This window comes from Kitasatospora sp. NPDC087315, from assembly GCF_044744345.1.
GTDB lineage: Bacteria > Actinomycetota > Actinomycetes > Streptomycetales > Streptomycetaceae > Kitasatospora.
This window is the reverse complement of sequence record NZ_JBIUYD010000024.1, coordinates 21,543-32,534: the sequence shown is the minus strand read 5'-3', so window position 1 is coordinate 32,534 and position 10,992 is coordinate 21,543. Positions and strand designations below refer to the sequence as shown.

The 10,992-nt window shown below is 73.0% G+C and carries 12 protein-coding genes and 1 pseudogene; 8 read left to right on the top strand and 5 right to left on the bottom strand.

The features are described from left to right. Nucleotides 1-128: 128 nt before the first annotated feature. Both ACIO5D_RS29655 and ACIO5D_RS29650 read right to left on the bottom strand, forming a co-directional pair. Nucleotides 129-440 (bottom strand): annotated as a pseudogene (locus tag ACIO5D_RS29655) (TipAS antibiotic-recognition domain-containing protein); the annotation flags it as partial. Between the two features lie 56 nt (nt 441-496). After that, nucleotides 497-820: a hypothetical protein gene (locus ACIO5D_RS29650; RefSeq protein WP_363613867.1), complete on the bottom strand. Its 324-nt coding sequence runs from the start codon at nt 818-820 to the stop codon at nt 497-499. A gap of 322 nt (nt 821-1,142) precedes the next feature. On the opposite strand from ACIO5D_RS29650, the gene ACIO5D_RS29645 reads away from it, so the two are divergent. The 3 genes from ACIO5D_RS29645 (at nt 1,143) to ACIO5D_RS29635 (ending at nt 2,860) form a co-directional block, all read left to right on the top strand. After that, complete coding sequence (locus ACIO5D_RS29645; RefSeq protein ID WP_400798952.1) at nt 1,143-1,913, top strand: XRE family transcriptional regulator; 771 nt, start codon at nt 1,143-1,145, stop codon at nt 1,911-1,913. Then, nucleotides 1,900-2,367 carry an NUDIX domain-containing protein gene (locus ACIO5D_RS29640; protein ID WP_363613871.1) on the top strand — a complete coding sequence of 156 codons (468 nt, stop codon included), beginning with the start codon at nt 1,900-1,902 and terminating at the stop codon, nt 2,365-2,367. The genes ACIO5D_RS29645 and ACIO5D_RS29640 overlap by 14 nt, the downstream gene beginning before the upstream one ends. Before the next feature lie 106 nt (nt 2,368-2,473). Continuing rightward, nucleotides 2,474-2,860, top strand: coding sequence for a hypothetical protein (locus ACIO5D_RS29635; RefSeq protein ID WP_400798950.1), 387 nt, complete (start codon nt 2,474-2,476; stop codon nt 2,858-2,860). Nucleotides 2,861-2,969: 109 nt separating this feature from the next. Here ACIO5D_RS29635 and ACIO5D_RS29630 read toward each other — a convergent pair whose 3' ends face one another. Then, nucleotides 2,970-3,938, bottom strand: coding sequence for a DUF2332 domain-containing protein (locus tag ACIO5D_RS29630; RefSeq protein ID WP_363613875.1), 969 nt, complete (start codon nt 3,936-3,938; stop codon nt 2,970-2,972). Nucleotides 3,939-4,298: 360 nt separating this feature from the next. On the opposite strand from ACIO5D_RS29630, the gene ACIO5D_RS29625 reads away from it, so the two are divergent. Further along, nucleotides 4,299-5,582: an MFS transporter gene (locus ACIO5D_RS29625; RefSeq protein WP_400798948.1), complete on the top strand. Its 1,284-nt coding sequence runs from the start codon at nt 4,299-4,301 to the stop codon at nt 5,580-5,582. A 72-nt stretch (nt 5,583-5,654) separates the two neighbouring features. Here ACIO5D_RS29625 and ACIO5D_RS29620 read toward each other — a convergent pair whose 3' ends face one another. Continuing rightward, nucleotides 5,655-6,593, bottom strand: coding sequence for an oxygenase MpaB family protein (locus ACIO5D_RS29620; protein ID WP_400798945.1), 939 nt, complete (start codon nt 6,591-6,593; stop codon nt 5,655-5,657). A gap of 255 nt (nt 6,594-6,848) precedes the next feature. Between ACIO5D_RS29620 and ACIO5D_RS29615 the strand changes: the two genes are divergently transcribed. The 3 genes from ACIO5D_RS29615 to ACIO5D_RS29605 are packed head-to-tail and all read left to right on the top strand — an operon-like array spanning nt 6,849 to nt 9,393. Continuing rightward, the gene (locus ACIO5D_RS29615) at nt 6,849-7,250 is read left to right on the top strand and encodes a YciI family protein (RefSeq protein WP_363613881.1); all 402 of its coding nucleotides are present in this window, start codon (nt 6,849-6,851) and stop codon (nt 7,248-7,250) included. Continuing rightward, complete coding sequence (locus ACIO5D_RS29610; protein ID WP_400656404.1) at nt 7,247-8,542, top strand: RNA polymerase sigma factor; 1,296 nt, start codon at nt 7,247-7,249, stop codon at nt 8,540-8,542. Before ACIO5D_RS29615 ends, ACIO5D_RS29610 begins: the two co-directional genes overlap by 4 nt. Further along, nucleotides 8,539-9,393: a class I SAM-dependent methyltransferase gene (locus tag ACIO5D_RS29605; RefSeq protein WP_400656402.1), complete on the top strand. Its 855-nt coding sequence runs from the start codon at nt 8,539-8,541 to the stop codon at nt 9,391-9,393. The genes ACIO5D_RS29610 and ACIO5D_RS29605 overlap by 4 nt, the downstream gene beginning before the upstream one ends. Nucleotides 9,394-9,495: 102 nt before the next feature. Here ACIO5D_RS29605 and ACIO5D_RS29600 read toward each other — a convergent pair whose 3' ends face one another. Next, nucleotides 9,496-9,894 (bottom strand): hypothetical protein, encoded by a 399-nt coding sequence (locus ACIO5D_RS29600; protein ID WP_400798942.1) that lies wholly within the window; start codon nt 9,892-9,894, stop codon nt 9,496-9,498. A 305-nt stretch (nt 9,895-10,199) separates the two neighbouring features. Here ACIO5D_RS29600 and ACIO5D_RS29595 point away from each other — a divergent pair, with 305 nt between their 5' ends. Continuing rightward, the gene (locus ACIO5D_RS29595; RefSeq protein WP_400798940.1) at nt 10,200-10,991 is read left to right on the top strand and encodes a hypothetical protein; all 792 of its coding nucleotides are present in this window, start codon (nt 10,200-10,202) and stop codon (nt 10,989-10,991) included. Nucleotide 10,992: the final 1 nt, after the last annotated feature.

Below are 10,992 nucleotides of genomic sequence, written 5' to 3'. Positions count from 1 at the left end.
TCCGGCCCCCCGGCCCCGCGGGCGGCCGCGCCGGGGGGGGGGGGGGGGGGCCCCGCGGGGGGGGGGGGGGGGGGGGGCCGCCGCGGGGCCCCCCCCCCCCCCCCCCCCCCCCCCCGGCCCGGTGCGGCTCAGCCCAGCCGGGCGGCGGCGTACGCCTCGATGGCGTCCCGCTGGTACGCGGCCAGACCCGGGGCGACCGCCTCGTACGCCGCGCGCCACTGCTCGTTCTCCACGCAGGAGCGCCCGATCGCGCGGTACTCCTCGGCGGAGACCGGCCGGAGCGCGGCCAGCGCCCGGTACTGCCCGTCGGCCTCGGCCTGGACGGCCTCGGCGTCAGCGGGCACGCCGGCGGCCATCAGCTCGGCCAGCCGGACCATCAGCGCGGTGCGCTCGCGCTGCCCGGCCTCGATCTCGGCCTCGCTCATGGTCGCGGTGACCCGCTCGACGGTCGCGGCCAGCTCCGGCTCCGCAGCGCGGCCGGCCAGGAGTCTCAAACTCAGACATCGTCGGGCTCCGGAATCGGGCAGCCATCGTGTTCGACGCTGGACGTGTAGGCGGTCAGGTCCTCGATGAACCGCCCGTACACCCGGGCGCCACAGTTCGGACAGATACCCAGCTCGACCGGGGCCTCCGCAGGCACGCCGCCGCCAGTGCTCACCTGAGGCCTGGCTGGGCGTACGCACCCGACGTGATTGGTGATCCAGTCAACGATTCCGGTGCATCTCCCGGCGTAGTTCCCGAAGCCGTAGTTGCGGCAGTCCAGGCAGAGGCCGCACACCTGCTCAACTGGATCCGGGTCAACCACGTGCTGCGTGGTCACTGCGTCTCCTCGGGGGCGGTAGGACATGTGGGGCATGTGGGGCAGGCGACTACGGCCCAGCCGAGAGGGGCTTTGCCGGTGCCAGTGGGGGTGTAGACGTGACCAGCCGGTATCAGGCTGCCGCCAGTACGCCCGCAGCAGATGCAGGCCAGGCCCTGGAGCTGGGCGCGGGTGGGCAGCGACTGTGCAGGCGCGTCTGTCACAGCTGAATCGTCGACCGATCCGGCGGGACGTCATACCGCGTTCGGCGGACGTTTGGGACGCTTCATTGGTACACCTTGACTCGTCCCTGGAGGTCAGAACGGGTCAGAGAGGCGCACACGTGAACGAGCCCCTGCGCGAGGCGATGGTGCGTGCGAATATCACCGAGTCACAGCTCGCTCGCACGGTCGGCGTCGACCCGAAGACGGTCAGCCGCTGGGTTGCCAGCCCTGCGCGCGTACCCCATGCCCGGCACCGCGCGGCGGTGAGCAGGGCCCTCGACGAGGAGGAGACCGTGCTCTGGCCATCCGTACAGCAGCTGGTGAAGTCGGGCCCGGACCGCGAGCTGGTGCAGATGTACCCGTACCGGTCGGCCGCGCCGACGTCCCTGTGGCGGCAGCTCATCCACCAGGCCGACCACGAGCTGACCTTCGCGGGCTACACCAACTACTTCCTATGGCTGGAGCAGTCGAACTTCGGCGACCTCCTACGGAATAAGACGGCGCGGGGATGCCGCGTGCGATTCGTCCTCGGCGACCCCGCCAGCCCGGTCACCCGGCAGCGCGAGCTGGCGGAGGACGTGCCGCTGACCTTGTCCACCCGAATCGAGGTGACGCTGTCCGAGCTGGCCAAGCTGAAAGACACCACCGTCGAGGCGCGGTACGAGACCGGGCACGTCTCGTTGTCCGTCTTCAGGTTCGACCAGGACATGATCGTCACACCGCTGCTGCCCGGTAGGATCGGCCACGATGCCCCGATGATGCACCTGCGGCGGGCACAGGATGACGGCGTCTTCGACCGCTTCGCCGGCCACGTCGAAGACCTGTGGGCACGCGGCCGTGACGTATGGACAATCCCGACAGCAGAGGTGACGGCCGATGCCCAGGCGTGACTACGAAGACGACCCCAACGCTCCCAAGGCCAACTCGCTGGTGCCGGCCGCGAGCGTCGTAGTCGTTGACGACGACGGCCGCGTCCTCCTCCAGCGCCGCACCGACAACGGCATGTGGGCCTTGCCCGGCGGCAAGATGAACCTGGGCGAATCCCTCGCGGACTGCGGCATCCGGGAAACGCTGGAGGAAACCGGTATCGTCGTCGAGATCACCGGCATCGTCGGCACCTACACCAACCCCGGCCACGTCTTCGCCTACGACGACGGCGAGGTCCGGCAGGAGTTCTCCATCTGCCTTCTCGGGCGCCCGGTCGGTGGCGAGATCCAGGTGTCCGACGAGTCGACCGAGGTCGCCTGGGTCACCCCGGCCGAGACGGACGAGCTGCCGATGGTGGCCAGCATCCGCAAGCGGCTCGCTGACTGGCGCTCGGGTGAGGGCCCTGTCGTTCGCTGACCGTTGCCCGTTTCCTCTTTGCACAGGTCCGTCACGGCGTGCCCACACCACCCGCACCGCCGATACGGTCCCCCTCACCACACTCACCACACGCTCTGGAACATTCATGCGCCGCGCCACCATCGCCCTGCTCACCGCCGGCCTCATCGCCACAGCCACCGCATGCTCCAGCAGCAGCGACAAATCGGAAGGCCCGAGCACGCCCACAGCCACGAATGGCGCCACCCTCGCCAAGGACACGGCAGCCGCCGCACCGGGTACCGCTACTACCACTGCGACCCCAGCAGCAGCCGCCGCCGCATTCACAGCGGTCGCCAAGGCCGTCCCCACCGCGAAACTCGGCAAGACCGTCACCGCCGAGGACGACCCCAACCACCTGCTTGGACGGCCCGGCCAATACACCTCGAAGGTGACATTCACCGACTCACTACGGGTCTCGAAGATCCTGACGCTTGCCCAGGCGAAGGAGTTCCAGGCCGCCATCGGAGGCTGACCCCTGACGTCCCGGTCAGCCTCCTACGGGTGGGGAATCAAGGTGGGCAGGTCCGGCCAATCCCGTAGTACGGAGCGGCCGCGCGTACCTCGGGCCCCGGGACCGCGCGCTACGCCCCGAACCAGTCCAGCCACTGCCCGTGCGGTGCGGCGATCGCCACCGGCTGTTCGTCCAGGGCGAGCGCGAACACCGCCAGGTCGGCCGGTGCCGGCCGGGGCAGCCGACGGAGGACCTCGGGCAGGATGACCGGCGACTCGTTGGAGATCCAGTGCCCGGGCAGCGTGCGCATCGTCGCCGCGAACTCCTCCCGAGCCTCCGGGGGCAGATAGCTGAGCACCGCGCTGTGGAACACCACCGGTGTGGCCCCCTCCGGCGCCCGGGCGACCAGCTCCCGGACCGTCTCGTTGAGGTCGCCGCGCACCAGCTCCGGCGGGTCCGCCCGGGCGATCCGGACGGCGCCGCGCAGCCGCTCCAGCCGGGCGGTCTGCTCCGGCCAGACCAGGGCCTCCAGCCAGCGGACGTCCTCCTCGTCCCGGACGTCCAGCGGGTTGAGGTCGACCCCGGCCCGCCACACCACCTCGGGCGGCCGGGCCGGGAACGGCACCGGGCCGCTGGTGGCGCACTCCAGCGTCGCCGGACCGTCGCCGGGCCCGAACTCCGGCCGTCCGTCGTACCGGTAGCGGTACCGGTCCGGGTAGAGGCAGAGCCCGGCCGAGGCGCCCACCTCGATCAGCGCGAGCGGCTGCGGCAGGGCCGCCAGCAGCGGCAGCAGGCTCGCGCAGCGCCCGGGCTCGTTGGTCTGCGTCCGGCGCCGCAGCATGGCCGCGCGGACGTCCTCCCAGCGGGCCAGCACCCAGGCGCGGAAGGCCGGGTAGCCGTCGCCCACCGGGCCGCCGAGGAACCGGACCGCCCCGAAGAGCAGGTTCGGCTGCCGCTTCGGGGCCGGCAGTGCGCTGACCAGCCCCATCAACTCGACGTCCTCGGCGCACCGTTCGGAGAGCTCCTGATAGCTCGCCGAGTTCCCCCGGGCCTCGCGGGTCGCGAACCTCCGGTACAGCTCGCCCGTCTCCGGTTCCACGTTCTCTCCTCTCACCCCCGGCCGCCGCTGTTCCGTCTCTGCCAAGGGATTCCGGCGGACTCTTGTCCGCCTTCGCCGTCCGCTGTACGGGTGCCGACCCGGTCGCCGGAGATCGAGTCCACCCGAACCGACCGTAGCCCTCCCCGCCAGGAGCCGTCATGAAGCCGCCGAAGTCCAAGGTCGGCGCCCGCGTCGCGCCGACGGCGGCCGCCCGGGCCCGGATCTCCCTGGCCACGGTCGGTGTGCACACGGCATGATCGCCTCTGTTCGCGTACGACCCCGAGCCCGACCCGCTCCACCCGCACCGCCCGCACCGCCCGCACCGTTCCCGAGCCGCCCCTCCGACTGAACGAAGCGACCATGCGTCCCGAATCACCCTGGCGGATAGCCGACTTCCGCACCCTGTTCACCGCCACCGCCCTCGCCCAGCTCGGCACCAACATCGGCTACGTCGCCGTCCCCCTCATCGCCGTCTCGGCGCTCGACGCGAGCGCCGGGCAGGTCGGGGCGATCGCCACCCTGAGCACCCTCGCCTTCCTCCTCATCGGCCTGCCCGCCGGCGCGTGGGTGGACCGGATGTGCCACCGGCGCGTGCTGATCGCGGCGGACCTGGTGAAGGCCGCGCTCTACGCCTCCGTCCCGCTCGCCTGGTGGGCGGACGCGCTCACCCTCTGGCAGCTGTACGCGGTCGCGCTGCTGAGCGGGTGCGCGACCGTCTTCTTCGACATCGCCTCGCAGAGCGTGCTGCCGCAACTCGTCGGCCGCGCACACCTGGTGCAGGCGAACTCCGCCGTGGTCGGCCTGATGGCCGTCGGCAACATCGCCGGGCGCGGCGCGGGCGGCGCGCTCGTCCAGCTCCTGACCGCCCCGTTCGCCATCGGCGCGACGGCGCTGAGCCACCTCGGTTCGGCCCTGCGCCTGATCGCCCTGCGCCGAACCCCCGCGCCCCCGGCGGCCGCCCGCGCCGGGACCGGCCTCGGCGCGCAGATCGCCGAGGGGCTGCGGCACGTCCTCGGCAACTCCGAACTGCGGGCCCTCGCCGTCTCCGCCGCCATCACCAATCTCGGCTTCCAGATCGTCAACACCCTGCTCCCGGTGCTGTTCGTCCGTGAACTCCATCTCCCGGCAGGCGCCCTGGGTCTGTTCTGGGCGGTGGGCGGGGTCGGCATCCTGCTCGGCTCCCGCTGCGCCCGCCCGATCGCCGCCCGCCTCGGCTACGGCCGGGCGCTCGGCCTCGTCGGCCTCTGCGTGGCGCCCGCCGGGCTGCTCGTCCCGCTGATCGGCGGCGGCGCCTGGCTCTGCGTGGCCGGGGCGGGCTGGCTGCTGCTCCTCTTCAAGACCGGAATGGACAACGTGCTCGGCGTCAGCCTGCGTCAGCGGATGACCCCGGACGCCCTGCTCGGCCGGATGAACGCGACCTTCCGCTTCCTGCTCACCGGCGCCATGGCCGTCGGAGCCGCCCTGGCGGGTCTGCTCGGCGAACTGGCCGGCCTCCACCCCGCCCTCTGGGTCGGCGGCGTCCTCCTCGCGGTGGCCTTCCTCCCGGTCTACCTCTCGCCGATCCGCACCCGCCGCCGCCTCCCTGACCCGCCGGTGGCGGTGGTCTCTCCCGCGTCACCCGCACGTGACCTCAAGCGAGCTTGAAGTTCCATCCCGTGGTCTTCGCAGGGGACCCGAGCGGACTTCCGCTCTCCGCTCTACGCGCGCCGCGCGGGTTCAGCCCTCCTGACGGGCGGCGGGTCCCACAGCGCCCGGTCCCGCAGCGCCCGGTCCCGCAGCCGGGAACGGGCAGCCGCGCCCGGGGCCCGCGCCGTCCGGGAACGTCCCCAGCTCGCTGATCCGGTAGCCGCCGGGGTAACCCCTGACCTGCCGGTTGTCCCGGGCCAGGCGGGGCCGGCGGCGCGGTGGCAGCAGGCGGACGAGGCGCCCGCGCAGGCGCATGCCGCCCCGGACGGCCTGCTGGAGGGCCGCCGGCGGCTTCGCGTATCCGAACGCCTCCCGCAGGGGGTCGTCCAGCAGGCAGATCGACGAGGTCCGCATGGACGGCCGCATCGGCGCCGGGTACCAGGACGCCATCAGCCCGAGCGTCGCGTCGGAGACGTCCCGCCCGCCCTGGTCGTAGCCGAAGTGGGCGCGCTCGTAGCCGTCCAGCAGCCGCTCGAACTCCTCGTACGTGCCCGGGATCCCGCTCAGCCCCATGTGGCGGCCCAGTTCCCGGTAGTAGTTGGTGGTGGCCCGCACCTCGTGCGGCGAGTACGGGCGCCAGCCGTAGTCGTCGAGCCAGCGCTTGGGCACCACGACGAAGGTGGCGAGCACGTACAGGAAGTCGTCGTTGGTGATGTCGTACCGCCTGTGCATCTGGTTCATCCGCCGGATCGCCTCCCGCCCCTGCTCCGAGGCGAAGCCGTGCTCGACGACGGCCTCCAGGATCAGCGTGGTGTCGTCGTACCGCTTCTGCGCGCGCCGGGTGAACTCACCGGTCCCGGCCAGCAGCCGGCCGATGCCGGGCACGGCGTAGGTGCGGTAGAGGGCGAAGCTGAGCGACTGGGTGGTGTCCCAGGGGAACTCGTACCAGCTGCTGATCCGGTAGATCTCGGTGAACTCGGTTTCGGGATCCATCCGCTGAATCCGCTTCAGCCAGTCGTATCGCTGCACAGGCCGACGATAGGGGCCGGTCAGGAACGGGTCAACGCGGACGGGCCAACGCGAACGGGCCAACGCCGGCGGGACGGGTCCCGTCGGTGCCGTCCGGGCGTCGCTGCCGGGCCGGCGCCCGGGGGCCCGCTAACTTTTCTCCGGAAATCCTCGCCGGGGATGTCGAAATCGCGGGCCGTGCTTCTACCTGCCCGTGAGAGTGCCCCGGCGGGACGGACGAGGGGCGCGGCACCGGAGAGAACGAGGAGCAGGGCCATGAAGTACATGCTGCTGATGCAGTTCAGCGAGAAGACCGTCGACTTCCCCAAGATCGACGAGTGGAAGCCCGAGGACGTCCAGGCGCACATCCGCTTCATGCAGGACACCAACCGGAAGCTCGCCGAGGCCGGGGAACTGGCCGACGCCCAGGGGCTGGCCATGCCGGAGACCGCGCGGATCGTGCGCTCGCACAGCGGCGGCGCGCCGGTGGTCACCGAGGGGCCGTTCCCGGAGACCAAGGAGTTCCTGGCCGGCTGGTGGATCGTGGACTGCGAGAGCGATGCGCGGGCGGTCGAGATCGCCGCGGACGTCTCCGCCGCCCCCGGCCCCGGGGGGCGGCCGCTGAACATGCCGATCGAGGTGCGCCAGGTGATGTCGGCGCCGCCCACCGAGTTGTGAGCACCGGCGACCGTACCGTCGAGGACCTGCTGCGCGAACTCGCGCCGCAGGTCCTCGGCGTGCTCACCCGCCGCTACGGCGACTTCGACACCGCCGAGGACGCCGTCCAGGAGGCCCTGCTGAACGCCGCCGTCCAGTGGCCCGGGGAGGGCCTGCCGGGCAACCCGCGCGGCTGGCTGATCCAGGTCGCCACCCGCCGGATGACCGAGCAGGTCCGCAATGAGCAGGCCCGCCGCCGCCGGGAGGACCTGGTGGCCGGGCAGGTGCCGGCCGACCGGCAGGCGGCGCCGGCGGCGGACGCCGGGGGCGAGGCCGCTCACGACGACACCCTCACCCTGCTCTTCCTCTGCTGTCACCCCGCCCTCTCGCCCGCCTCGGCGATCGCGCTCACGCTCCGCTCGGTGGGCGGGCTGACCACGGGGGAGATCGCCCGCGCCTTCATGGTGCCGGAGGCGACCATGGGGCAGCGGATCAGCCGGGCCAAGCAGCGGATCAAGGCGTCCGGCGTGCCGTTCCGGATGCCGGACGCCGACGACTGGCCGGCCCGCCTGGACGTGGTGCTGCACGTGCTCTACCTGATCTTCAACGAGGGCTACACCAGCAGCGCCGGGCCCGACCTGCGACGCGTCGAACTCTCCCGGGAGGCGATCCGGCTGGCCCGGGCCGTCCACACGCTGCTCCCGGACGACGGCGAGGTCACCGGCCTGCTGGCGCTGATGCTGCTCAGCGACGCCCGCGGCCCGGCCCGCACCGGCCCCGGCGGCGAACTCGTCCCGCTCGCCGAGCAGGACCGCGGACGCTGGGACGCCGCCGCGATCGCCGAGGGCGTCGCACTGATCACGGCCGCCCTGCCGCGCGGGCCGGTCGGCCCCTACCAGGTGCAGGCGGCGATCGCGGCCGTCCACGACGAGGCCCCGACGGCCGGGGAGACCGACTGGCCGCAGATCCTCGCCCTGTACGGGGTGCTGGAGCGAATCTCCGACAATCCGCTGATCACCCTCAACCGGGCGGTCGCAACCGCGATGGTGGACGGCCCCGCCGCCGGACTCGCCGTCCTCGCCGCCGCCCCGGCCCTGCTGGAGCACTACCGCCTGTACGCGGTCCGCGCCCACCTGTCCGAGCTGGCCGGCGACCGCGAGGCCGCCGTCGCCGACTACCGCACCGCCGCCCGGCGCACCGCCAGCCTCCCGGAACGCCACTACCTCACCCTCCGGGCGGCCCGGCTCGCGGATTCGGCCGACAGCGATCAGCACCCCGCCGGGGGTGGCGGGGTGGCAGAGTGCGCACCATGACGACGCGCGCACAGGCCCAGGGAAGCAGCACCGGATCCGCCACCGCCGACAGCGACTCCGGTGCCTTCAGCGGTGAAGTGGCCGAGTACTACGCAGAGTTCCGGCGCGGCTACCCGTCGGCGGTCCTCGACGCCCTGCAGACGGCGTTCACCCTGGACGCCGACGCCGCCATCGGCGACCTCGCCCTCGACCTCGGCTGCGGCACCGGGCAGCTCGCCCTCCCGCTCGCCACCCGCGTCCGTACGGTGATCGGCATGGACCCCGAGCCGGACATGCTCCGCCAGGCCCGGGCGGAGGCCGCCCGGCGCGGGGTCGGCAACGCGCTCTGGGTCCTCGGCTCGGACACCGACGTCCCCGCGCTCCACGGTGTACTGCCCGCGCGGCTGGGCCTGACGGTGATCGGCAACGCCGTCCACTGGATGCGGTACGAGGAGCTCTTCCGCGCCATCCGCCCGCTCACCCGCCCCGGCGGCGGCGTCGCGGTGATCGCCAACGGGACCCCGATCTGGGCCCAGGAGACGGACTGGTCCCGCGCGCTGCGCACCGCCCTGGAGGACCACTTCGGCGGTTCCCTCGCGACCTCCTGCGGCACCGCCGCCGACGACCGGGAGCGCTACGCCCGCGCCCTCACCGCCGCCGGGTTCGCCGACGTGCACGAGACCACCCTCGACTACGCGGCGGAGCTGACCTTCGAGCAGCTCCTCGGCTCCCTCTACTCCGCGATCCCGGCCCCCGACCTGCCCGCCCCGCCCGCCCGCCCGGCCTTCGCCGCCCGCCTGCGCGCCGCACTCCCGCCCGGTCCGGCCTACCCCGAGCAGGTCAGGGTCTCCCTCCTCACGGGGCGGGCGTAACGGCGCCGGGCCCGCCCGGGCCGGTGTTCGCCACCGGCCCGGGCGGGGCGTCACGCCAGGTGGCCGGCCGGTGGTGAACGGCGCGGGCCACTGGTGTCGAGGCTAGATGACGGAGATCCAGTCGCTGCAGAACCACCAGGCGGGGCCGCCGGGCTGCTCGGAGCACACCTGGTAGGCGGAGACGAGCTCGGGTGTCCACACCTGGCCGGAGCCGCCGCCGTTGCCGTCGGCGTCCTTGACGAAGTCAACGACGCCGTTGATCATCCGGTAGTTCGTCCGGAAGCCGGCGTCGTCAGAACGCTGGTCATAGGCGAACACCCTCCTGTTGCCGTCGCCGACACCACCGTGACCACAGTTCTCGGTGCGGAAGACGCCGCACCGGTTGATGTGGGTGTTGCCGTCCCAGGCGCTGGCCGCCGGAGCCAGGCCCACCCCCGCCCCCACGACCACCGCGAGCCCCCCGATGACAGTGGTGAGCCGTCGGCTCGTCTTGATCTTCATTCTCCCGCCCCTCTTTCGGTGCCAACGAAACCGCGCGACACCCGGCGGCTTCGTTCCTGGAGAGAAGCCTGTGCTCGGGATGGAGACGGCGTCTTGTAGAAGTGCGCATGGCGCAGGTCGGCGGCAGAGCGCGGGCACATGCTGCGGGCGGCCGGCGCGGGACCGTGGACGGCGGCTCGGGAACCTTCCTCGACCAAGCCGCAGGCGGAGGGGAACGCCTTCTTCGATGAGGGACAACGGTGGGTGACCGGGCGGGTGGACGAATCGGACTTGAATCTTTACGAACGAATGTTCGATCCTGAGGTGTGCCCGTTTTCGAATCTGCTTTCGAATCCATCGCCGAGCGGGAGCCGCTCCGGCCGGTGGTGTCGACGGCTGCGTCGCGTGGGGGCGGGGTGGTCGCCGGGGACCGGGGGCTGTTGCCGGTGCCGCCCGCGCTGGGGGCGGTGCTGCCGGAGGGCGGGCTGCGGCGGGGGACGGCGGTGTCGGTCGGGGGCGGGGACGCTGGGTTGCTGCTGGCGCTGGCGGCCGGGGTGGGGGAGGCGGAGGGCGGCTGGGTCGCCGCGGTCGGGCTGCCGGATCTCGGGCTGGCCGCGGCCGCCGGGTACGGGCTGGATCTGCGGCGGCTGCTGGTGGCGGACGACCCCGGGCCGCACTGGGCCGAGGTGGTGTCGGTCCTGGCCGGTGCGGTCGAGCTGGTCATGCTGCGCCCGGACGGGCCGGTGGCGCCCAGCGCGGCCGCCCGGCTGGCGGCCGTGCTGCGGCGCAGCGGGTGCGTCCTGCTGGTGGCCGGGCCGTGGCCGGGCGCGGTGCTGCGAGTGGGGGTGCGGTCCGGGCGGTGGTTCGGGCTGGGGGACGGGCACGGGCAGCTCACCGGGCGGCAGGTGGAGGTGGTGGCCGAGGGGCGTGGCTCGGCGGTGCGCGGCCGTGCCGCCAGGCTCTGGCTGCCGGACGAGCGCGGAGAGGTGCGGGCGGTGACCGGGACGTCTGGGCTGGATGGGCTGGATGGGCCGGACGAGATGCACGAGGTGCACGGGATGGGGGAGGACGTGACGCCGGGGGCCGGGGTCGGCCTCGAACGTATGGCGGTGGTGTGAG